This window comes from Pseudarthrobacter cellobiosi, assembly GCF_023913815.1.
In the GTDB taxonomy this organism is placed as follows: Bacteria; Actinomycetota; Actinomycetes; order Actinomycetales; family Micrococcaceae; genus Arthrobacter; species Arthrobacter cellobiosi.
The window spans coordinates 141294-164269 of sequence record NZ_JAMXBK010000028.1 but is presented as its reverse complement, the minus strand read 5'-3'; the positions used below and the strand labels follow the sequence as shown (position 1 = coordinate 164269).

Annotated in this window: 19 protein-coding genes; 14 read left to right on the top strand and 5 right to left on the bottom strand. The window is 66.8% G+C overall.

Translation table 11 applies throughout. From position 1 onward, the window contains the following. Positions 1–66: 66 nt before the first annotated feature. The 3 genes from NG701_RS18850 to NG701_RS18840 all read right to left on the bottom strand — a co-directional run bounded on the left by NG701_RS18850 (position 67) and on the right by NG701_RS18840 (position 3337). Positions 67–1215 carry an AI-2E family transporter gene (locus tag NG701_RS18850; protein ID WP_252569803.1) on the bottom strand — a complete coding sequence of 383 codons (1149 nt, stop codon included), beginning with the start codon at positions 1213–1215 and terminating at the stop codon, positions 67–69. A 211-nt stretch (positions 1216–1426) separates the two neighbouring features. Then, positions 1427–2107, bottom strand: a complete 681-nt coding sequence (locus NG701_RS18845; RefSeq protein ID WP_252569800.1) for a FadR/GntR family transcriptional regulator — start codon at positions 2105–2107, stop codon at positions 1427–1429. Between the two features lie 6 nt (positions 2108–2113). Beyond that, entirely contained in the window at positions 2114–3337 is a 1224-nt protein-coding gene (locus NG701_RS18840; RefSeq protein ID WP_252569798.1) for an MFS transporter, read from the bottom strand. A 166-nt stretch (positions 3338–3503) separates the two neighbouring features. On the opposite strand from NG701_RS18840, the gene NG701_RS18835 reads away from it, so the two are divergent. After that, positions 3504–5189 (top strand): CYTH and CHAD domain-containing protein, encoded by a 1686-nt coding sequence (locus NG701_RS18835; RefSeq protein ID WP_252569795.1) that lies wholly within the window; start codon positions 3504–3506, stop codon positions 5187–5189. A gap of 10 nt (positions 5190–5199) precedes the next feature. On the opposite strand, the gene NG701_RS18830 is transcribed toward NG701_RS18835, so the two are convergent. Beyond that, positions 5200–6636, bottom strand: a complete 1437-nt coding sequence (locus NG701_RS18830) for a PucR family transcriptional regulator (RefSeq protein WP_252569792.1) — start codon at positions 6634–6636, stop codon at positions 5200–5202. A gap of 156 nt (positions 6637–6792) precedes the next feature. On the opposite strand from NG701_RS18830, the gene NG701_RS18825 reads away from it, so the two are divergent. After that, positions 6793–8223 carry a gamma-aminobutyraldehyde dehydrogenase gene (locus NG701_RS18825; protein ID WP_252569790.1) on the top strand — a complete coding sequence of 477 codons (1431 nt, stop codon included), beginning with the start codon at positions 6793–6795 and terminating at the stop codon, positions 8221–8223. An 83-nt stretch (positions 8224–8306) separates the two neighbouring features. Continuing rightward, entirely contained in the window at positions 8307–9677 is a 1371-nt protein-coding gene (gene gabT / locus NG701_RS18820; RefSeq protein ID WP_252569788.1) for a 4-aminobutyrate--2-oxoglutarate transaminase, read from the top strand. Between the two features lie 83 nt (positions 9678–9760). On the opposite strand, the gene rarD is transcribed toward gabT, so the two are convergent. Continuing rightward, positions 9761–10747, bottom strand: coding sequence for an EamA family transporter RarD (rarD, locus tag NG701_RS18815; RefSeq protein ID WP_374208714.1), 987 nt, complete (start codon positions 10745–10747; stop codon positions 9761–9763). A gap of 93 nt (positions 10748–10840) precedes the next feature. Between rarD and NG701_RS18810 the strand changes: the two genes are divergently transcribed. The 11 genes from NG701_RS18810 to NG701_RS18760 all read left to right on the top strand — a co-directional run bounded on the left by NG701_RS18810 (position 10841) and on the right by NG701_RS18760 (position 22905). After that, positions 10841–11836 (top strand): DNA topoisomerase IB, encoded by a 996-nt coding sequence (locus NG701_RS18810; RefSeq protein ID WP_252569785.1) that lies wholly within the window; start codon positions 10841–10843, stop codon positions 11834–11836. An 81-nt stretch (positions 11837–11917) separates the two neighbouring features. Continuing rightward, complete coding sequence (locus tag NG701_RS18805; RefSeq protein WP_252569784.1) at positions 11918–13372, top strand: FAD-dependent oxidoreductase; 1455 nt, start codon at positions 11918–11920, stop codon at positions 13370–13372. Positions 13373–13468: 96 nt separating this feature from the next. Then, positions 13469–14857: a GAF domain-containing protein gene (locus NG701_RS18800; protein ID WP_252569781.1), complete on the top strand. Its 1389-nt coding sequence runs from the start codon at positions 13469–13471 to the stop codon at positions 14855–14857. A 138-nt stretch (positions 14858–14995) separates the two neighbouring features. Continuing rightward, a complete protein-coding gene (gene exaC, locus NG701_RS18795) occupies positions 14996–16519 on the top strand; it encodes an acetaldehyde dehydrogenase ExaC (protein WP_252569778.1) in 1524 nt (507 codons plus the stop codon). A 188-nt stretch (positions 16520–16707) separates the two neighbouring features. Further along, complete coding sequence (adhP, locus tag NG701_RS18790; RefSeq protein ID WP_252569775.1) at positions 16708–17730, top strand: alcohol dehydrogenase AdhP; 1023 nt, start codon at positions 16708–16710, stop codon at positions 17728–17730. Beyond that, on the top strand, positions 17730–18137 hold the full coding sequence (locus tag NG701_RS18785; RefSeq protein WP_252569772.1) for a DUF779 domain-containing protein: 408 nt from the start codon (positions 17730–17732) through the stop codon (positions 18135–18137). The genes adhP and NG701_RS18785 overlap by 1 nt, the downstream gene beginning before the upstream one ends. Before the next feature lie 175 nt (positions 18138–18312). Further along, a complete protein-coding gene (locus tag NG701_RS18780) occupies positions 18313–19893 on the top strand; it encodes an APC family permease (RefSeq protein ID WP_252569770.1) in 1581 nt (526 codons plus the stop codon). Positions 19894–20094: 201 nt separating this feature from the next. Continuing rightward, a complete protein-coding gene (locus NG701_RS18775) occupies positions 20095–20529 on the top strand; it encodes a zinc-binding dehydrogenase (RefSeq protein WP_252569766.1) in 435 nt (144 codons plus the stop codon). Continuing rightward, complete coding sequence (locus tag NG701_RS18770; protein WP_252569763.1) at positions 20526–21296, top strand: SDR family oxidoreductase; 771 nt, start codon at positions 20526–20528, stop codon at positions 21294–21296. The genes NG701_RS18775 and NG701_RS18770 overlap by 4 nt, the downstream gene beginning before the upstream one ends. After that, positions 21293–21958: a bifunctional 4-hydroxy-2-oxoglutarate aldolase/2-dehydro-3-deoxy-phosphogluconate aldolase gene (locus NG701_RS18765; RefSeq protein WP_252569760.1), complete on the top strand. Its 666-nt coding sequence runs from the start codon at positions 21293–21295 to the stop codon at positions 21956–21958. The genes NG701_RS18770 and NG701_RS18765 overlap by 4 nt, the downstream gene beginning before the upstream one ends. Further along, positions 21955–22905, top strand: coding sequence for a sugar kinase (locus NG701_RS18760; RefSeq protein WP_252569757.1), 951 nt, complete (start codon positions 21955–21957; stop codon positions 22903–22905). Before NG701_RS18765 ends, NG701_RS18760 begins: the two co-directional genes overlap by 4 nt. Positions 22906–22976: the final 71 nt, after the last annotated feature.

Here is a 22976-nt window from a genome sequence, read left to right as displayed (position 1 = left end):
TTCCTTGGCGCGCCTGATATTTCCAGTGCGCCAGGGAATATGCGCGTCGATTTTTAAAGATCCGGCTCAGGCCGGCTCAAGGTTCGGATCCTCAGCGGTCCACACTTGAATGACAGCCCAAGTGACGGCCGCCATGGGGACGGACAGGACGGCGCCGATGATGCCCGCCAAGATGGTGCCGGCAGTCAGCGCCATCAGTATCACCAGTGCGTGGAGCTGGAGCGACTTGCCCATCACGATCGGCTGCAGCAGGTCACCCTCCAACTGGTTCACGGCGATCACCACGGCCACCACGATCAGCGCCACCACCGGACCGTTGGCCACGAGGGCCACCAAGGCCGCGAGGATGCCGGCCACCGAGGCTCCCACCAGCGGGATGAAAGCGGTCATGAAGATAATGATGGCCAGCGTGAACGCCAGCGGAACCTGCAGGATCAGGAGCGCCGCGCCGATGGCCACGGCATCCACCAGGGCCACGATGGCGGTGCCGCGGACGTAGCCGCCCAGGACTTCGAGCGTGCGGCTGCCCACCCGGCGGAGTTTTGCTTCCCGCTGCCCGCTGAAGGGACGCAGGAAGAAGTTCCAGATTTTGGCGCCGTCCTTGAGGAAGAAAAACAGGATGACCACCACCAGTGCGCTTCCGGCCAGGAACTCCGTCACCACGGACAGTCCGGTGATGGCACCCGAGCGGACCTGGCTGCTGGTGGCAAACTGGATGATCCCCTCCCGTGCCTGGTTCAGCTGCTCCCGGTCGATCGGAATTGGACCGGTGAGCAGGAACTGCTCCAGCTCGTCCAGTCCCGAGGAGGCCTGCTGCGCCAGCTCGGCCCACTGGCTCCGGACGGAGAAGTAGATCACCGTACCAACGCCTGCCAGCAGGAGCAGGAGCGCCACAAACGCCAGTCCCGTGGCAGCGGCGCCCGGCAGGCCACGGCTGCGGAGCACGTTGACGAACGGGCCGATGGCCGCGGCAAGGATCAGGGCGATCAGGACCGGAATGACCAGCAGCTTGATCTGCATCAGGGCGTACACGGAGACCACGGCCACTGCCAGGATCAGCAGGACCTGGGCCGAACGGATCCCCACTCTTCCCAGCCAGTCGGCCCACAGTGCGCCGGGCGGCTTCCGCGCCCGCGGCTTCGCCTGGGTCTCTTCGCTCGGGGTCTCTTCACTCGGGGTCTCTTCGTTCGGGGCCTGGTGGGTTGCTCGTGACATGGAAACTCCTGGTCATCGGCGGGCGCCCGGGATGCGGGCGGCACCCGGGGCGTTACTACCTGCGTCAGGTAGTAAGCCTACTGATGGGGCTGGCCTGCGGAGAAACCCCACGTTCACGTGCCACGCAAAACTAGGTAGCGGTAAGTGTCGTTATGGGCCTTCATAACGACACTTAGCGCTACCTAGTTGGGCCACCAGGCAGGAACTGGACTTACGCCCGCAGCCACTCCGCGCAGGTGTTCAGATTCTGGTTGACGCTGGCCACTGCGGCGTCGGCGTCGTGGGCCTCGATCGCATCCACCAGGGCGCCATGGCCCTCGTACGTGAGACCGTCCAGCCGGCCCTTGCGCTGCTGTTTGAGCAGGTCCTGGTGGAATACATCGCCGAAACTGACGTAGAGCTCGTGCAGCAGCGGGTTCCCGGTGGCATGGGCAACGCGCGCGTGGAAGTCCCAGTCCGCCCGGGCCCAACCCTCGAAGTCCGCGGCGTTCCAGGCGACCTCCCGGGTGGCGAGCACGGCACGCAGGGCGGCGACGTCGTCGGCCGTTGCATTCCGGGCAGCGAGGCGCGCTGCCTGCGTGTCCAGTCCCAGCCTGACCTCGAGGATGTGTTCGTCCGTGTGGTCCTGGTACATGCGCCGGGCGGCGCCGGACATCTCGCTGGTGGCGCGGACGTAGGTGCCATCGCCGCGACGGACCTCCAGCATCCCGCTGTGGGCCAGGGCCCTGATGGCTTCGCGCAATGTGCCGCGCGAAACGCCCAGGCCCTGCACCAGTTCCGGTTCCGCGGGGATGCGCTGGTCAAGGGGCCACTCGCCGGAGTGGATCATCTGCCGGAGTTTGGCGGTGACCTCGGCGGCGAGGGGCTGGCGGTGTGAGGTGCTCAGGGTCATGGCGTCCTACTTCTTCAGGCCGGACAAGGGGGCGCGTGAGATCAGGTGGGCCACCACCACTTGGGCCACGGCGAGGCCCAGCAGGAGTGCCACGGGAAGCGACCAGCCGCCGGTGCCGCTGAACAGCAGACCGGCGCCGAAGGGGCCCGCCGTGGCCAGCAAGTAGCCGGTGGATTGCGCCAGGGTGGACAGGGCTGTGGTCTCGGCGGTGCTCGTCCCGCTCCGGCTGATCATCACCATGACCAGCGGGAAAATGCCCAGGCCGAAGCCGAGCAGGACGGTGGGAATGATGGCCAGGCCCACCGGCACCACCAGCAGTGACGCCAGGCCGGCCACCATAGTGATGCTGACCATGTACAGCGCTGGCCGGAGCATCCGGGGCCGTGAGCCGATGGCGAGCAGCACCATGCCGGCAGGCACGGAGACCAGCTGCATGAGCCCGTACATGAGGCCGCTGTCTGCCGAGTTGAGCCCCATGCTGATCAACATCGACGGGAACCAGCTGATGAGCGAGTACGCGAGCAGCGCCTGGAGAGCGAAAATGGCCGTGAGCAGCTGGCCCTTCCGGGTGCGGAGCAGAGGCCACGGGGAGATGCGGGCAGCAGTGTTCCGGACGCTGTTGCGGTGCGCATGCAGAACGACGGGTACGAAGCCCAGGAAGGCGGCCACGGCCAGGAATCCGATCGCGCCCACCGCGGCGGACGGCGAGCCGAGCGCCAGGGCCAGCGGGACCACGGCCACCGCGGTGACGGTGGCGCCGGTGGTCATGGTGACGGTGTACAGCGCCGTCATGGCCGACGTCCGGTGGGCAAAATGCTCGCGGATGAATGACGGCATGGCCACGTTGCAGACCGCCAGGCCGGACATCCCCACGACGGTGCCCGCCACCAGCATCCCTGTTGCCGGAATCCCGCGGAGCAGCAGCCCGCCAGCCAGAAAGCCAAGCGCCAGCAGGATTGCCTTCTCGACGCCGAGCCGTCCCGTCAGCCACGACGTCGCCGCCCCCGCCACCGCAAAACAGAGAGTGGGGATGGACGGAATGATCGCCGCCACCAGCGGCCCATAGCCCAGAACCTGCTGAAAATCATGGAGGAGGGCAGACGCGCCCGCGATCCCTGCCCGCAGGTTCAGCCCAATCAGCACCAGCGCAATGACGCCGAAGACGACGGCGGTGCGCGGCTTGGGCGGCGCGTCGGACAGCGTCGGGGCTTCGGTGGGGTCAACAGTCATGTCTTAACGTTAGACGTTAGACGTTTGATGTCTAGGGTTCTGTGGCGAACCTCTCCCGGCTATTAATGTTGCGGGCATAGACTCGGGCCACAGGAGTTCGGCCCCGGGCTCTCGAGAACCCGCCCAGCTGGATCTGGCGCCCATCAACGTGGAAGGACGGCCGGTCATGGCTCCGCAGGCAGTTGAGGTCGAAAAGAAGTACGACGTCGGTCAGGACGCCGAGGTGCCGTCGCTCGCGGACATCCCCGGGGTAGCCCGGGTGGGGGAACCCCACGTGGACATCCTGGAAGCTGTGTACTTCGATACGACAAGTCATACGCTCGCCGCCCGCGACATCACCCTTCGCCGCCGCACCGGCGGAGTCGACGCCGGCTGGCACCTGAAGCTGACCGCGGAGGGCCCCCACCCCGGGGACGGGGCCGGTGACGGGTCCGGCGGCGCCGGCTCGGAACCCCGGCGGCGCCGCGAGCTGCACGCCCCGCTGGGCCAGCCCGGCGTCGTTCCCGACAGCCTGTTGGCGCACGTGCTGGCCTACCTCCGCGGCGAGGACGCCGCCCCGGTGGTCCGGCTGAAAACCCGGCGCACCACCTATGCGTTATATGGCGAGGACGGCGTCCACCTGGCGGACCTGGCGGATGACCGCGTGAGCGCAGAGCTGCTGGGCGCCGCCGACGTGGCGACGCCCGACCGCGCCGGCGACGCCGCTGCGGGCGACGGCGCTGCCGACGGCGCTGCGAACGGCGTGGCCGCGCCCGACGGGGTAGCCGCCCCCGACCGCAGTGCCCGGACACGGGAGTGGCGCGAATGGGAACTCGAGCTGGTGCATGGGAGTCCTGACCTGTTCCCGGCCGCGGCGGAAATCCTGGCCGCTGCCGGGGCGCGCCCTGCCAAGCACGGCTCCAAGCTGGCAAAAGTCCTGGCACTGCCTGCCAGGGAGTCCGGTGCCGCTGCCGGCCCAAAAAGTCCTGGCAAAAAGGGGCCTGTGTCGGACCTCCTGACCGCCTACCTGGCTGAGCAGATCCGCGAGATCCTGGCGCACGATCCCGGCGTCCGCCTGGAGGAACCCGAGGCTGTGCACGCCCTGCGGTCAGCAACCCGCCGAACCCGTTCCGCACTCGCGGCCTACCGACGGCTCTACAGTGCCGTGGCCGTGCGGCGCCTTCGGGACGAGCTGAAGTGGCTCGGCGGCGTGCTGGGAAAACCGCGTGACGCCGAAGTCATGCTGGACCGGCTGCGCGGACACGCGGCCGACCTGCCGCCCGGGCTGGCCTCGGCAGTGAAGGACCGGCTGGACGATGAACTCGGCAACAGATTGAACAACGCCTACCGGAAACTCCAGAAGGGACTGCTTTCCGAACGGTACTTCCGGCTCCTGGATGACCTGGAAGCCTTCCGTGACCACCCGCCGGTCCGGCGCGAGGGTGCAGCCCCCGCCCGTAAGGCAGTGGGCAAGCTAGTGGCCAAGGCCGCCAAACGCCTGCAGCGCGCAGCGAGGACGGCCAAACGTGCACGCCGGGGAGCGGACCACGAGACCGCCCTTCACGACGTGCGTAAGGAAGCTAAACGGCTGCGGCACGTGGGGGAGTCCGCAGGGCCGGTGCACGGGAAGCGCGCTGCGAAGATCGCCAAGGCCGCGCACCGCCAGCAGCAGGTCCTCGGAGATTTCCATGACAGCGTGGTGGCCAGGGACCTGCTGGCCAAGCTGGCGGCGGCGCCGGACCTGCCCGAGGCCGTCGCGTCGGCCTACGTCACGCTCCATACCCGGCAGGTGCAGCTGGCGGCTGACGCCGAAGTTGAGTACCGGAAGGAACGCAAGAAGTCCCGGAAGATCCTCCGCGGGACTGTCATTTAGGGGAGCGGGGCTACCTGGCCTGCCGCGCTCCGAGCCGAGACACGGCGAGAGCCAGCCACAGCTGGACACGGTCCGCCGTGACCGAAGGATCGTAGCCGGTGAGTTCGGTGATCTGCGCCAGCCGGTACCGCACGGTGTTCCGGTGCAGGGTCAGGGCTTCGGCGACGGCGGCCACGGAACCGTTGTTGTTCAGGTAGCTTTCCAGGGTGGTCACGAGTTCCGCGCCGTGGGCGGCGTCGAAGGCTCGTAGCGGGTTCAGCGATTCGTGGGCCATGTCGGCCAGGGGAACGTCTTCGCTGGCCAGCAACAGTGACGTCAGGCTCAGGCGTTCCGGCTCGTTCACCGGCAGGCCGTGGCTCGCAGCATCGCGCGCCTCAAAGTAGCTCCAGCGCAGGCCGTTGGGCTTGGTGTACGCGCCGCCGATCCCGATTGTCGCGTGGATCCCGGCCTCAGCCAGGTGGTCGCTGAGGCGCCTGGCCAGCGCAGGTGCCGCGCCGCCGTCGTCGTTAATTACCACCACCAGGTCCTTCCCGACGACGGCGGCCACCGCGTTCTCGAGCGGCTGCGGGACAGAGGTGCTCACCAGGGCCTTGTGATGGGCGGCGGATACCGCCAGCAGCACCACGTTTTTCCGTGTGCTGTTCAGGCCCACACCGGCAAGACGCCGCTGGGCCTCGCTGGTCTCCAGGGCGCCGTGGATGACGTCCTCCAGCACCTGGCCGCACAGGGCGCGCTGGGCCTGGCGTTGCTTGACCATGTTGTTAAGCTCCACGCTGATCAGGTTCTGTGCGTAGCCGATGATGCCCGAATCCTCGAAGGTCTCGCGGACCCACAGCGTGCAGGCATCGCGGCGGCCGGTGGGGATGGGGTAGGAGGCCCACGTGTCAGCGGAGGGGAGCTCGGTGCTGCTGTTGTACAGGTGTGCGGTGAACTGGGTGAGGGCAATCTCAGTCCGCAACATCCCGCCCAGGTGCTTCAGGAGCTGGGTGAGGCCGCCGCCGGTGAGGAGGGCGCGGGCCAGGATCTGGTGGCCCGCGATCAGGCGCTCCAGCTTGGCGACATGATCAGCGGCCTGCGCTTCCGCCACCAGTTTGCCGATGGCAATGAACGGAGTCTCGTAAGGCACCTGGACGATCGGCAGCCCCCAGCGGTTGGCCTCGGCAATCAGGGCCGGCGGGACGGCGTCGTGCGTCAGACCTGTCCCGAACCCGATGCCCACGGCTCCGGCGCGCTGGACCTGCCGGACGAAGCGCCGCTGCTCGGGCGCGGACCGCAGGCGCATGCCGGTGGTGAGCACCAGCTCGCCGCCGCTGAGGAAACGCTGCGGGTCCTCCAGCTCCGTAACGGCAACCCAGTTGATGTCCTCGTGCCAAGTGGTCTCGGCAAGGCCTGCATTGGACAGGTGGAGGGAGTGCACGCCGAGCAGGGTGGCGAGGGAAATGGCCATGGCTCAAGGATAGACGGACGCTGGTCAACCGCACTAAACATTGCGGCCAAGGGTGTGCAGGTGGCTATTCCCCGGGGGAAGGTGCTGGCATAGGCTCAAGGCAGTCGCAACCATCCGCTTCGCAGCTGATGTTCCCTATGAAAGAGGTTGTACACCGTGGTTCAAACCTTGCAGAACTTCATCAACGGTGAGTTCGTTACGCCTGCGGGCACTGCCCTGCTGGACATCGTTAATCCCACGAACGGCGAGGTAGTGGCGCAGTCTCCCGTCTCCATCCAGGCCGACGTCGACGCCGCCATGACCGCGGCCAAGGATGCTTTCAAGACCTGGAAGCACGTCACCCCCGGGCAGCGCCAGCTGATGCTGCTCAAGCTCGCGGACGCTGTTGAAGCCAACAGCGACGAACTTGTCGAGGCGCAGCACCGCAACACCGGGCAGGTGCGCAGCCTCATTGCCTCCGAGGAAGTTGCCGCCGGCGCCGACCAGCTCCGCTTCTTCGCCGGTGCCGCGCGCATCCTGGAAGGAAAGTCAGCGGGCGAGTACTTCGAAGGCCACACTTCCTATGTGCGCCGCGAACCCATCGGTGTGGTGGCCCAGGTTGCGCCCTGGAACTACCCGTTCCTGATGGCCATCTGGAAGATCGGCCCTGCTCTCGCGGCCGGCAACACAGTCGTCCTCAAGCCGTCCGACACCACCCCCGAATCCACCCTCGTGCTGGCCCGCCTGGCCGGCGACATCCTGCCTGCCGGCGTGTTGAACGTAGTTCTGGGAACCGGCGAAACCGGCGCCATGATGGTGGAACACCGGGTCCCCGGCCTGGTCTCCATCACGGGTTCCGTCCGGGCCGGCATCGCCGTGGCCTCCGGAGCTGCGAAGGGCCTCAAGCGCGCCCACCTGGAGCTCGGCGGCAAGGCCCCGGCCATCGTATTCAAGGACGCCGACATCAAAAAGAGCGCCGCGGCCATCGCCGAGTTCGCCTTCTTCAACGCCGGCCAGGACTGCACCGCCATCACCCGGGTGCTGGTGGAAGACTCGGTCCACGACGACGTCGTGGCGGCCATGGTGGAACACACCAAGACCCTGCACACCGGCTCGCAGAACGACGAAGACAACTACTTCGGCCCGCTGAACAACGTGAACCACTTCAACGCCGTCACCTCCGTAGTGGAGCACCTCCCGGAGAACTGCCAGGTTGTCACGGGCGGGCACCGCGCCGGCGACAAGGGCTTCTTCTTCGAACCCACCATCGTCACCGGCGCCAAGCAGACGGATGACATCGTCCAGAAGGAAACCTTCGGCCCGGTCATCACCGTGCAGAAGTTCTCCTCCGAGGCGGAAGCCCTCGAACTGGCGAACGACGTCGAATACGCCCTCGCGTCCAGCGTCTGGACATCCGACCACGGCACGGCGATGCGGATGAGCCGCGACCTGGACTTCGGCGCGGTCTGGATCAACACGCACATCCTCCTCACCGCCGAAATGCCCCATGGCGGCTTCAAGCAGTCCGGCTACGGCAAGGACCTCTCCATGTACGGCGTCGAGGACTACACCCGCATCAAGCACGTCATGAGCGCACTCGACGCATAGTCCCCACCGGCGCCCTAACCTCGCTTCGCTTCGGCAAGGGAACCCTGCCGGCGTGGGCCCGTTCAGTAAGAAAGAAGACTCCCATGAGCACCACAGCAAGTGAAATCACCTTCCGCCTGGAACAGAAGCGCCGTGTCCAGGCCGACTTCCCGGGCCCCAAGTCCATCGCCCTGACCGAGCGCCGCAAGGCAGTGGTCGCCGCTGGTGTCGCCTCCGCCGTTCCGGTCTACGTTGCGGACGCCGACGGCGGCATCATCCACGACGTCGACGGCAACTCCTTCATTGACCTCGGCTCGGGCATCGCGGTGACCAGCGTCGGCGCGTCCGATCCCGCCGTCGTCGGGGCCGTGAAGGAAGCCGTGGAGCACTTCACCCACACTTGCTTTATGGTCACCCCGTACGAAAGCTACGTGGCCCTCGCCGAGCAGCTCAACCGCCTGACCCCGGGCAATCACGAGAAGCGGACCGTGCTGTTCAACTCCGGCGCCGAGGCTGTGGAGAACGCCGTCAAGGTAGCCCGCCTCGCCACCGGACGTGACGCCGTCGTCGCCTTTGACCACGCCTACCACGGCCGCACCAACCTGACCATGGCGCTGACCGCGAAGGCCATGCCGTACAAGACCAACTTCGGCCCGTTCGCGCCCGAGGTCTACCGCATGCCCATGAGCTACCCGTACCGCGAGGAGAACCCCTCGATCACCGGTGCCGAGGCCGCCAAGCGCGCCATCACCATGATCGAGAAGCAGATCGGCGGCGACCAGGTGGCCGCGATCATCATCGAACCCATCCAGGGCGAGGGCGGCTTCATTGTCCCCGCCGAGGGCTTCCTCCCGGCACTGGCCGCTTGGGCCAAAGCCAACGGCGTCGTGTTCATCGCCGACGAGGTCCAGTCCGGTTTCTGCCGTACCGGCGAATGGTTCGCGGTGGACCACGAGGGCGTTGTCCCGGACATCATCACCATGGCCAAGGGCATCGCCGGCGGCATGCCGCTGTCCGCGATCACCGGCCGCGCGGACCTGCTCGACGCCGTCCACCCGGGCGGCCTGGGCGGCACCTACGGCGGTAACCCGGTGGCGTGCGCCGCCGCGCTTGCCGCGATCGGGTCCATGGAGGAATACAACCTCGCCGGACGTGCGCGCCACATAGAGCAGCTCGCCACGGGACGCCTGCAGGAACTGCAGGCCGAACTGGCCGCCTCCGGAAGCGCCGTGATCGGCGACATCCGCGGCCGCGGCGCCATGCTGGCAGTCGAACTGGTCCAGGCCGGCTCCAAGGAACCCAACCCGGAACTGACCAAAGCCGTGGCCGCTGCCTGCCTCAAGGAGGGTGTCATCATCCTCACCTGCGGCACCTACGGCAATGTCATCCGCCTGCTGCCCCCGCTGGTCATCACCGACGACCTGCTGAACGACGGCCTGGACATCCTGGCAGCGGCCATCAAGGCCAACGCCTAGCACCCGTCCGCATAGAGTCAGCGCCCCCTCGCAACGGCGCGAACGCTTCGGGGTGGGGCCACAAGTGTACGTTCGCGCCTGTCCTAAGCGGAGCGGGCCAGCTTCCTTGCCATCGAGTTCTTGCCTGCCATCCGCAGCATATCGACGGTCAGCACCAGCAGGGCCAGCCACACCACACCGAAGCCGATCCAGCGGCTGGCGGTCATGGCTTCCTGGAACACCACAAGCGCCACGATGAACTGCAGGAGCGGGGCAACGTACTGCAGCAGCCCGATGGTGGTCATGGGCAGCCGGCGGGCCGATGCGCCGAAGAACAGCAGCGGCACCGCGGTGATCACGCCGGAGGCCACCAGGAGCCAGAAGTGCCCGGGGCCCTGAGTGGCCAGGGTGGCCGAGCCGCTGATGCCCAGGAACACCATGGTGGCCGCGGCGATCGGGGCCAGCACAATGGTCTCCACGCTGAGGCTGGTCACCGCGTCCACCTTCGGGCCAACGCGCTTCTTCACGAACCCGTACAGGCCAAAGCTGACGGCCAGCGTCAGGGCGATCCAGGGCAGTTTGCCGTAGCTCACCGTGAGCACGCCCACCGCTACAAAACCGATTCCGACGGCGGCCCACTGGAGGGGGCGCAGCTTCTCCTTGAGGACGAACACACCCAGGAGGACCGAGACCAGGGGATTGATGAAGTAGCCCAGTGCGGCTTCGACGGCCTGGCCGGTAGTGACGCCGTAGGTATAGGTCAGCCAGTTCACGGCAATGAGTGCGGCCGCGATGGCGAGGGTGCCGAACACCGAACGGTCATGGAACGCTGCGGCCAGCGCACGCCAGGACCGGGTGACCGTGATCAGGAGGATGCAGAAGAGCAGCGACCACACGACGCGGTTGGCCACGATCTCCACCGCACTGGCGGGCATCAGCGCGAAGAAGTACAGGGGGAGTAGTCCCCACAACCCGTACGCGCCGAAGCCGAACAGGATTCCCGCCGTCGTCTCCTTGTCTACAGCCTTGGGACCTGCGGGCGCGGTCACGGCGGTCTTGGGCAAGGAGTTCGTTTCAGCGGGCGTAGGCACCTAACCAATAACACCAGTTGTTGGACTCGTATTCCAGTCAATAGTCAGTACGCTTTGCTTTATGGAACCGATGAACGCCCAGGTTGCCGTCCCGTGAGGCTCCGCCGCAGCAACGCGAACGGCCGCGGCTACCGTCGCGTGCCCGCCGGGACGGGGTTCAGCTACCGGGACCTGGACGGCTCCACGCTGCCGCCGGGGCCTGTCCGGGACCGGCTGGAAAGCATCGGCATCCCGCCGGCCTGGACCGACGTCTGGATTGCGCCCTTCGACAACGGGCACATCCAGGCGACCGGCCTCGATGCGGTGGGCCGGCGGCAGTACATCTACCACCCCGCCTGGCGCGAGCGGAAGGACCGGGTGAAGTTCGACCGCGCCCTGCAGCTGGCCGAGTCGCTGCCCACCGCGCGCCGGTTGGTCACCCTGGACCTGCGCAGCGACGGTTCCAGCCGCGAACGCGTCCTGGCGGCGGCTTTCCGGATGCTGGACAGCGGGTCCCTGCGGGTGGGATCTGAGCGCTACACCAACGAGAACGGCAGCCACGGCCTGGCTACGCTCCTGTGTGCGCATGTCCATGTCCGCAAGGAGTGCCTGGAGCTGAAGTTTCCGGCCAAGAGCGGCAAGGACTGGGAATCGGAAATCCACGACGCCGACCTCGCCGCCCTGGTGCGGACGCTCAAGCGCCGCGGTGGGAATGCCAGGCTGCTGGCGTTCAAGGACGGCCGGACCTGGCGGCCGGTCACCAGCGCGGACATCAACGCCTACGTCAAGGAGCGCACGGGCCTGGACTTCACTGCCAAGGACTTCCGGACGCTGCGCGGGACCGTGGCGGCCGCCGTCAGCCTGGCGCGCAGCGGCCCGCAGAAGACTGTCGCGGCGCGGAAGGGCGCCATCAGCGTGGCCATGCTGGAAGCTGCCGCGGTGCTGGGCAACACGCCGTCCATCGCCCGTAAGAGCTATGTTGACCCCCGGCTGCTGGACCATTTTGCCGCGGGGGAGACCATCGACCCCAAACGTCTGGACTCCGCGGAGGCCGAGCTCCGGGCCCTGCTTTACCGGGAAGGCGACGTGGTGCCGCTGCAACACATTTAGAATGGGGACATTGTGCGCAGCCGCACTGCGCACTGCACTAAGCGCCTTCGGCGCGAAATCCTCCTTCCAGAAGGGCTCCCGTTGTCCAACCCAGGCGAAACCACCTCCAAGCGTCCACTCCGTGTTGCCATTGTGGGTGCGGGACCGGCCGGTGTTTATGCGGCGGACATCCTGACCAAGTCCAACGGCGTCAAGGACGGCGATTTTGAGGTCAGCATCGACCTTTTCGAGGCCTACCCCGCCCCGTACGGCCTGATCCGCTACGGTGTGGCGCCTGACCATCCGCGCATCAAGGGGATTGTGAACGCGCTGCACAAGGTCCTGGACCGGGGCGACATCCGATTCCTGGGCAACGTCACCTACGGCCGCGACCTCACACTCCATGACTTCCGGGCCTTCTACGACGCCGTCATCTTCTCCACCGGCGCCATCAAGGACGCGGACCTGGATATCCCGGGCATCGACCTCGCCGGATCATTCGGCGGCGCCGACTTTGTGTCCTGGTACGACGGCCACCCGGACGTGTCCCGGGAGTGGCCGCTGGATGCCAAGGAAATCGCGGTGATCGGCAACGGGAACGTGGCGCTGGACGTGGCCCGGATGCTGGTCAAGCACGCCGACGAACTCCTCACCACCGAGATCCCGGACAACGTCTACCAGGGCCTGAAGAACTCGCCCGTCACTGACGTCCACGTGTTCGGCCGCCGCGGCCCGGCGCAGGTCAAGTTCACGCCGCTGGAGCTGCGCGAGCTGAGCCACATGAAGGACGTGGACATTGTCCTGTACCCGGAGGACTTCGAATTCGACGAAGCCTCCGACGACGCCATCCGCAGCAACAACCAGATCAAGACCATGGTGAACACGCTGACCAACTGGCTCGTGGAGGAACACGCCGAAGCGGAAGAGCCGTCCTCCCGCCGCCTGCACCTGCACTTCCTGCACAGCCCGGTGGAGGTCTACGGAAACCCCGACGACGGGGGGTCCGGCCAGGTGGCCGGCATCAAGTTTGAGCGCATGGAACTGGACGGCACCGGCAACGTCAAGGGCACGGGCGAGTATGTGGACTACCCCGTCCAGGCCGTGTACCGCGCCATCGGCTACCACGGCTCGCCACTGGACGAGCTGGAATACAACGCCAAACGCGGAGTGATCCCGAACGAGGGCGGCCGCGTGCTCGACGCCGACGGCAACCCCGTCCCAGGAATCTACGCCACCGGCTGGATCAAGCGCGGGCCGGTCGGCTTGATCGGGCACACCAAGGGTGACGCCCTGGAAACCATCGGCTTCCTGCTGGAGGACCGGCTCACGCTGCCACCCGCCCAGAACCCGGATCCGCAGGCCATCATCGATCTCCTGCACGAGCGCGGCATCGAGTTCACCACGTGGGAGGGCTGGATCAAGCTGGACGCGCACGAAGCAGCCCTCGGCGCCGCGTGGACGGAAGACGGGCCCGGCACCGACGGAACCGCCGCCGTCGTGCGTGAACGCATCAAAGTAGTCCCGCGCGAGGAAATGATCAGCATCTCCCGCGCCTGACGCACGCCCCGCCTGACGCAGGAGAGCTGGCTGGAGGACTGCCGCTGGAGGGTTCGCGCCGGCGGCCATTAGACTTGCAGGACCGAGGGGAGTTCGATGAGGAACCTGATCCTGCCGCCGGCGTCCGGCGGCGAAGCGACTGCGCTGGCACAGCGTCATGCCCTGGCAGCCCACGAGCAGCTCGACGCCCAAGCGTTTCCGGGCACCCAGGAAATCCCCGGGCTGCGCCGGCTGATTCGGGAATCCTGGCAGCGGTCCGCCAAATTGAAGGCCAACCCTGACAACCCCGAAGCGCCCCTCGCCCTGGACACTGACGAGCTCGAGGAATACCGGCGGCAGCACCCGCTGGCCAGCATCATGCCCGTGATCCACAAGCTCCTGGTTCAGCCCAGCCACGACAGCGGCCTGCTCGTTGCCGTGGGTGATGAGGTGGGCCGGCTGCTCTGGGTGGAAGGGGATCCCGCCCTGCAGCGCCGTGCCGAAGGCATGATGTTCGTGCCCGGTGCCGACTGGTCAGAGGCCACAGTGGGGACCAGCGCGCCGGGAACTGCCCTGGCCTTGGGCCGCGGCATCCAGATTTCCGGGGCGGAGCATTACCAGCGGTCCGTGCACGCATGGAGCTGCACGGCCGTCCCGTTCCATGATCCGGATTCCGGCGCGCTGCTGGGCGTTGTGGACATCACGGGCAAGGCCACCGCGGTGGCGCCCCACACCCTGTCGCTCGTCGAGGCGACCGTCGCTGCCGCCCAGGCGCAGCTTCGTGTTGAGCGGCTGCAGCTGGCGGCGACCCTTGCCAGCCGGCCGGCCCGACGGCGGAACGCCACTTCGGCGGCCAGGTCGGATTCCGCGCGGGCCGGGGGAGCCGGCGGCGCGAAGGAAGGCAGCCTGTACCGCAACAGCCTGCAGCTTCTGGGCCGTGACCAGGCGTTGCTCAGCATCGAAGGCAAAACGGTGGCGCTGTCCGCCCGGCACAGTGAAATTCTCGCCCTGCTCAGCACCCACTCGGACGGGCTGAGCGCCGAGGAGCTCAGTGTCCTGCTCTACCCGGGCGACGGCCCCACCATGACGCTCCGTGCGGAAATGGTCCGGCTGCGCAAGATCCTGCAGCAGCTCAACCCGGCCGCCGTGCCCGAATCCCGGCCGTACAAACTCACCATGGACCTGGTCCCGGACAGCGGACAGGTGCTGAACTGCCTGCAGCGCGGCGCCCACCGCATTGCCCTGGAAATCTACCGTGGGGCGGTGCTGCCGCGCTCCGAAGCGCCGGGCATCATCGACCTCCGCGACAGGGTCTCCTCGCTCATGCGCGAAGCGGTCCTGACGGACGGCAGTGCCGAGACGCTGCTCAAGTACGCCGCCCTCCCGGAGGCAAAGGACGACGTCGACGTCCGGACTGCCGCCCTGAAGCTGCTGCCGCCGCGCTCACCCAAGCGGGCCGCCGTCGTCGCGGACCTTGAGCGGCTGGAAGCTGAACTCAGCGCCTGACCCCGCCCTCTGATGAGACCAGCCGTGACCTGGCTCACACCCGCGCAACCTGACTGCAACCTTCACACTCCTACGCTGGGACCAACGGCGGACGCCATCATCAGGCGCCGCCTTTCATGCACAGCAAAGGAGCTAGCAATGACTGTTTACGCACAGCCCGGTACCGAGGGTTCAAAGGTCACGTTCAAGGACCGCTACGAGAACTGGATCGGCGGCGAGTGGGTTGCCCCCGTCAAGGGCCAGTACTTCGAGAACATCACACCCGTCACCGGCAAAGTCTTCTGCGAAGTGGCCCGCGGCACCGCCGAGGACATTGAACTGGCACTGGACGCCGCCCACAAGATCGCACCGTCCTGGGGCAAGACCTCCGTCGCCGAGCGCGCCGCGGTCCTGAACAAGATCGCCGACCGCATCGACGAGAACCTCGAGATGCTCGCCGTCGCCGAATCCTGGGACAACGGCAAGCCCATCCGGGAGACCCTGAACGCGGACATTCCGCTCGCCGCAGACCACTTCCGCTACTTCGCCTCGGCCGTCCGCGCCCAGGAAGGCCGGCTTTCCCAGCTCGACGACGACACCACGGCCTACCACTACCACGAGCCCCTCGGCGTCGTGGGCCAGATCATCCCGTGGAACTTCCCCATCCTGATGGCCGTCTGGAAGCTCGCCCCGGCCCTGGCCGCCGGCAACGCCGTGGTCCTCAAGCCCGCCGAGCAGACGCCGTCGTCCATTCTGGTCCTGATGGAACTCATCGGTGACCTGCTGCCCGCCGGTGTCCTCAACGTGGTCAACGGCTTTGGCGTCGAGGCAGGCAAGCCGCTTGCGTCCAGCCCGCGGATCCGCAAGATCGCCTTCACCGGCGAGACGTCCACCGGGCGCCTCATCAGCCAGTACGCCAGCCAGAACCTGATTCCGGTCACCCTGGAGCTCGGCGGCAAGAGCCCGAACATCTTCTTCAACGATGTTGCCGAGTCCGACGACGCGTTCTATGACAAGGCGCAGGAGGGCTTCGCGCTCTTCGCCTTCAACCAGGGCGAGGTCTGCACCTGCCCGTCACGCGCCCTGGTCCAGGAAGACATCTACGATTCCTTCATGGCTGACGCGGTGGCCCGGGTGGAGAAAATCATCCAGGGCAACCCGCTGGACACCGAAACCCAGCTCGGCGCCCAGGCCTCCAACGACCAGCTGGAAAAGATCCTTTCCTACATCGACATCGGCAAGCAGGAAGGCGCCAAGGTGCTTACCGGCGGCGCCCGCGCCGAGCTGGAAGGCGACCTGGCCGGCGGCTACTACGTCCAGCCCACCGTCTTCGAAGGCCACAACAAGATGCGGATCTTCCAGGAGGAGATCTTCGGACCTGTTGTGTCTGTCGCCCGGTTCAGCGACTACAACGACGCGATGGAAATCGCCAACGACACCCTCTACGGGCTTGGCGCCGGCGTCTGGTCGCGTAACGGCAACGTCGCTTACCGTGCGGGCCGCGAGATCCAGGCCGGCCGCGTCTGGGTCAACAACTACCACGCCTACCCGGCCGGCGCCGCGTTCGGCGGGTACAAGTCCTCCGGCATCGGACGTGAAAACCACTCCATGATGCTGGACCACTACCAGCAGACCAAGAACCTGCTGGTCAGCTATAACGAGAACAAGCTCGGCTTCTTCTAAGGGATTGGGGCGCTCCCGTGGTGTCGACTCCGTCGCCACGACGGGGCCCTCGCGCCCCACTCCGCCTTTAGCCCGGGCGGGGGCGGGTCAGCACTGATCCGTCCCTGCCTGCACCATCCTGGCCACCCCTCAGGAAGGCAGCGCCACCTTCACCGCACCACCGCTTTATCTACGCAAGGATTTCGCCAATGACGACGACAATGCAAGCAGCAGTAGTAACCGAATTCGGCAAGGATCTTCAGATCCAGACCCTCCCCATTCCCACCCCGGGCCGGGGCGAGGCGCTGGTCAAGGTCATCACCACCGGCGTCTGCCACACAGACCTCCACGCGGCGGAGGGCGACTGGCCCGTCAAGCCGACACCGCCGTTCATCCCCGGCCACGAAGGCGTGGGCGAAGTTGTTGCCTTGGGTGAAGGTGTAACCGACCTTGCTGTCGGCGACCTCGTCGGCAACGCCTGGCTCTGGTCCGCCTGCGGCGACTGCCAGTACTGCCGCACCGGCTGGGAGACACTGTGCGAAGTACAGAAGAACGCCGGCTACAGCGTGGACGGTTCCTTCGGGGAGTACATGCTCGTGGACGCCCGCTTTGCCGCACGCATCCCGGCGGGCTCGGACCCCGTTGAAATCGCCCCGGTGCTTTGCGCCGGCGTCACGGTCTACAAGGGCCTGAAGATGACCGAAGCCAAGCCCGGACAGTGGGTCACCATTTCCGGCATCGGCGGACTCGGGCACATTGCCGTCCAGTACGCCGTGGCCATGGGCCTGCGGGTAGCCGCGGTGGATATCGCGGACGACAAACTCGCCCTGGCCAAGAAGCACGGTGCGGAGCTTACCGTCAACGCGCTGCACGAGGATCCCGTCGAAGTTATCCAACGCGAAACCGGAGGTTGCCATGGAGTGCTTGTCACCGCAGTACACCCGTCTGCTTTTGGCCAGGCGATCGGCATGGCACGCAGGGGCGGGACGATTGTGTTCAACGGCTTGCCGCCGGGCGACTTCCCGGCACCGATCTTCGAGATTGTGCTCAAGGGCCTGACCGTCCGCGGCTCGATCGTGGGGACCCGGCAGGACCTGGAGGAAGCACTCGAGTTCTACGCCGAGGGCAAGATCCATCCCACGGTGTCCACCCGGGAGCTCTCCGAGGTCAACGCCGTTCTTGACGAGATGAAACACGCCAAGATCGACGGCCGCGTCGTCATCAGGTACTGATGATGGAGGCGAGGCTTGACGCGGCGGTGACGCTGCCCGGGGAGGACATCTCCCGCGTGGCGCTCACGGCCGAGGCCCTGGGACTGCTCAGGAAGCTGTGGGGCCAGCACGGGCCCCTCATGTTCCACCAGTCCGGCGGCTGCTGCGACGGGTCCTCGCCTATGTGTTACCCGGCCGGGGAATTCATCACCGCGGAAGCGGACGTCCTCCTAGGGCTGTTCGACATCGCCGACGGCCTGGAGCCGCAGCCCGTCGAGTTCTGGATGTCGAAGGAGCAGTTCAACTACTGGAGCCACACCCATCTGACCGTGGACGTGGTCCAGGGCCGGGGGAGTGGGTTCTCGGTTGAGGCGCCGGAAGGCAAGCGGTTCCTGATCCGGTCAAAGCTGATGGACTGGCCCGTCTAGTCGGTTCGATGCTTTAGCCTTGGGGCCCTCCAGAAGGAGGGCCCCAAGGTGTTTTCCGCAATTAACTTCGGCATCTGGGGCGTCTCACGATGCGGGACGGCTGGAACCGTCCTGTGGATGGACAGTAAAGTTGATAAGTCTGTTTCCATCCCCTATCAGGATTGTGGATCTCCTTATGAACCTTCTCCGGACCAAATCCATCGAGCAGTCCATTGCCGACGCCGATGAACCCGGACGCAAGCTCACGCGGTCGCTCAGCAGCTGGGACCTGATGATCATGGGTGTCGCCGTCGCTGTCGGCGCCGGCATCTTCTCGGTGGGCGCCAAGGCCGCGGCCAACTTCTCCGGCCCCGCCGTGACGTTGTCCTTCGCCATTGCCGCCGTGACGTGTGCCCTGGCCATCATGTGCTACGCCGAGTTCGCCACCGCCATCCCGGTCGCCGGATCAGCTTACGTCTTTACGTACGCCACCATGGGCGAACTGCTGGCATGGATCATCGGCTGGAACCTGATCCTGGAACTGTTCACCGCCGCGGCCGTGATCGCCAAGTACTGGGGCATCTACCTCAGCAAGGTGTTTGCGCTGATGGGGGCCGACGTACCGCCGGCGCTGTCGCTCGGCGGCGTGGACCTCTACTGGGGCGCCTTCCTGATCGTTGCCGTCTTCACCGTGCTCCTGGTGCTCGGCACCAAGCTCTCCGCCCGCGTGGGCAACGTCTTCACCATGATCAAGATCGCCGTGGTGCTGTTTGTGATCGTCGTGGGCTTCACGTACGTGAAGTTCGAAAACTACACGCCGTTCGTGCCCGCCGCGGAACCCACTGCCGGTGGTAGCGCGGACGTCCTGAAGCAGTCGTTCTTCGGCTTCCTCACCGGCGCCGCGCCCGCCCAGTACGGCACCCTGGGCATCTTCGCCGGCGCGGCCCTGGTGTTCTTCGCCTTCATCGGCTTTGACGTCGTGGCCACGTCCGCGGAGGAAGTCAAGAACCCGCAGAAGACCCTGCCGCGCGGCATCTTCGGCGGCCTGGCCGTGGTGACGCTGCTCTACATCCTGGTGTCCCTCGCGCTCACCGGCATGGTGTCCTACACGGACCTCGCGGCGGCCGAGACCCCCACCCTCACCACCGCGTTCGAGGCCGTAGGCAACACCACCGCGGCCAAGGTCATCGCCTTCGGATCCCTGATCGGCCTCACCACGGTCATCATGGTGCTGCTCATGGGGCTGTCCCGCGTGGTGCTGGCCATGAGCCGCGACGGACTGCTGCCCCGCGCGCTGTCCAAGACCAGCGAAAAGCGTTCGACGCCGGTCCGCCTCCAGATCATCTGCGGCGCCGCCGTAGCACTTGTGGCCGGCCTGACCAACGTTGACCTTCTGGAAGAAATGATTAACATCGGCACGCTGTCGGCGTTTGTTGTGGTGAGCCTGGGCATCCTGGTGCTGCGTAAAAAGCGCCCGGACCTGAAGCCGTCCTTCCGCGTCCCGTTCGGCAAAGTCCTCCCAGTGGTTTCCGCCGTCCTGTGCCTGTACCTGATGACGAACCTCGCCGTGGAGACGTGGATCTTCTTCGCCGGCTGGCTGGTCATCGGCGTTGTGATCTACTTCGCCTACGGCCAGCGGCACTCCCGCCTGAACGAAAAGTTCGCCGAGGCCAAGTCCGCCGTGGACGACACGCAATCCGCCACGGAATCCGGCGCGGACGCCCGCCTTTCCGGCAGCGATGCAGCAGTCGACGACGAGGCACTCACCCGCACGTAAGCCAGCGGCCACCAGGCCTGCAAACAAGGCAGAGGCACCCGTCCACCCCTTTGGTGGCAGGGTGCCTCTGCTGTTTAACCCGCCTTTGTGATCTGGCCGATAAGGCCTATATAGTCGTGCTTGGAGTTTTTGGGATGTTGTCCCGATAATAGGAAATTTGCTTTGGCGCCAAAGAGAAATGGTGAACTGTGGCTGAGAACGATGTTGTTCGCAGTAAGTCGGCGGTCCTGGACCCCGAAGGCCAATCTTGCCGTCACCGGCGGGGACGGCGCGGACATCGTCTTCGACTCGGCCGCCCACCCCTCGGTCGCCGCGATGCTGCCCCGGGCTGTCCGTGTGCGCGGCACCATCGTCCTCGTAGGCGTCTACAAAAAGCCCGTCGAACTGGACCTCGAAGCCCTGACGTTCGCCGAGAACACCGTGGTAGGCGTCCGGGTCTACACCAGGGCGGCCGTGGAGCGCGCGGTGGAACTCATCGAAAGCCGTGAACTGGGGCTGGACCGCATTCCCACCCAGGTGTTCGCCCTGGAGGACACCCGCCAGGTCTTTGACCAGGCGATGGCGTCCGGACGCGTCCTCAAAGTCTTTGTCAGTCCAGCCGCGGCGCCCGCCGCGAAAACCCAGGAAAGTTCATGAACCACACAGCAGAGAAATCGTCGTTTGACCTCAGCGGCAAAACCGCAGCCGTGACCGGCGCCTCCCGCGGGATCGGCCTGGGCATTGCCCTCGGGCTGGTCAACGCCGGCGCCAGCGTTGTGGCACTCCAGCGCGGCCCCTTGGCCCCCGAACTGGCAGCCGCTGCGGAAAAGGCAGGCGTCAGCGCCGCCGCGGTCCACGTGGACCTGGCCAGCGAAGAGTCCGTCGCCGCCGCCACAGCGGAAACCCTCGCGGGACACCAGATCGACATCCTGGTCAACAACGCAGGAACCCAGATCCGGCACGACGCGACCGAGTTCCCGCTGTCCGACTTTGACCGCGTTATGGCCATCAACACCCGCGCCGTCTTCCAGCTGTGCCAGGGGTTCGGCACCCCGATGGTGGAACGCGGTGGCGGGAAGATCATCAACATGGCCTCCCTCCTCACGTTCCAGGGCGGCCTGCGGGTTCTGGCCCACGCCGCGTCGAAGGGTGCCGTGGCGCAGCTGACCAAGGCGTTGTGCAACGAATGGGCACCCCGCGGCGTGAACGTCAATGCGGTTGCGCCGGGCTATATCGCCACTGACATGAACGAGGCGCTGCTGGCAGACGCCCAGCGCCATGAACAGATTTCAGTCCGGATCCCGGCGGCACGCTGGGGCACCGGCGGTGACCTGGCCGGCGCCGTGGTGTTCCTGGCCTCCCCAGCTGCGGACTACATCCACGGCGTCCTACTGCCGGTCGACGGCGGGTGGCTGGCCCGATGAGCGATCTCCAGAGCCCTCCCGTTTCCGCCATCCTGCAGGAGAACCCTGTGGTGGCAGTCCTCCGCGCCCGGCATGCCCGGGAATACGCCCCGGTCATCGACGCCCTGGTCAGGGGCGGCGTCAGGTCCATCGAACTGACCCTCAGCACCGACGGCGTGTTCGACTTCCTGCCGGACATCAAACGGCAGTTCGGCGCCGACGCGGAAATCGGCGTCGGCACCGTCACCTCCGGTGACCAGGCTACGCAGGCGCTCGACGGCGGTGCGGACTACCTGGTGACGCCCGCCATGGTGACGGACGTGATCCGCGCTGCGGTTGCCGCCGGCGTTCCGGTGTTCCCCGGCGGGCTGACGCCCACCGAACTGCTGACCGGCATGCAGGCGGGGGCTACGGCCGTGAAGCTGTTCCCCGCCTCCACCGTCGGCCCCGGCTACATTGGGCAGCTTCGCGGGCCCTTCCCGGACATGCGGGTCATTCCGTCCGGCGGCATCGGCATCGATGACGCCGCTGACTGGATCGCCGCAGGGGCGCTTGCCGTCAGCCTGGGCGGACCCCTGCTCCGTGATGCGTTCTCCGGCGGCGACCTCGCCGCCCTCACCGCCCGTGCCCGGCAGCTCAGTTCCCTGGTGGCGGACGCCGTCCAGGCGAGGGGTGCCCGGTGACCTTCACCGACGTCGTGACCCTCGGCGAAACGATGGGCCTGATGAAGGCCGAGACGCCCGGCCCGCTGGCCCAGGTGTCCTCGCTCAGCCTGGGCATGGGCGGCTCCGAGAGCAACTTTGCCATCGCGCTGCGGCGCCTGGGCACGTCGGTGACATGGGTTGGACGCGTCGGCAACGACAGCCTCGGTGAACTCGTCCTGCGTGAGCTCGCCGCCGAGGGGATCGTGGTTGACCCGCTGCGGGACGAGTCGGCACCCACCGGCCTCATGATCAAAGAGCGGCGCACCATGGACCAGCTCAAGGTCTGGTACTACCGGGCCGGCAGCGCGGGCTCCCGGCTGTCCCCGGAGGACATCCCGGCCGAGCGGATTGCCAACGCCCGGCTGCTGCACCTCACGGGCATCACGCCCGCGCTGTCGCCGGAGGCAGCCCGGGCGGCGCAACATGCGCTGGACGTTGCCCGTGAAGCAGGCGTCCTGGTCTCGTTCGACCTCAACTACCGCGCCGCGCTGTGGTCCGCCGACGAAGCCGTTGACGTTTTCCGGAACTTCATTGCCCAGGCGGACATCGTGTTCGCCGGGGACGACGAAGCCGCCATCGCGGTAGGAAAGTCCGATGACTCCCTGGAGCTTGCCCGCCGGGTCGCCGCCCTCGGGCCGAGCCAGGCGGTCATCAAGCGGGGAGCCGCAGGCTGTGCCGCCGTGATCGACGGAGTGGAATACGTGCAGGACGCCGTCCGCGTCAACGCCATCGACACCGTGGGGGCCGGCGACGCCTTTGTGGCCGGCTATATCTCGGACCTGCTGGCCGGGGCCGCGGTGCAGCAGCGGCTGCTGACGGCAGTCCGCACGGGAGCCTTTGCCTGCCTGGTGCCCGGCGACTGGGAAGGCATGCCGCGCCGGCACGAGCTGGCCATGCTGGACGCCACGGAACCGGTGGCACGCTGAGCCGGGGTTGAACCCTAGCCGGAACTGATCCCGTAGCCGGAACTGATCCCGTAAAGGGACCGGCGGAAAGG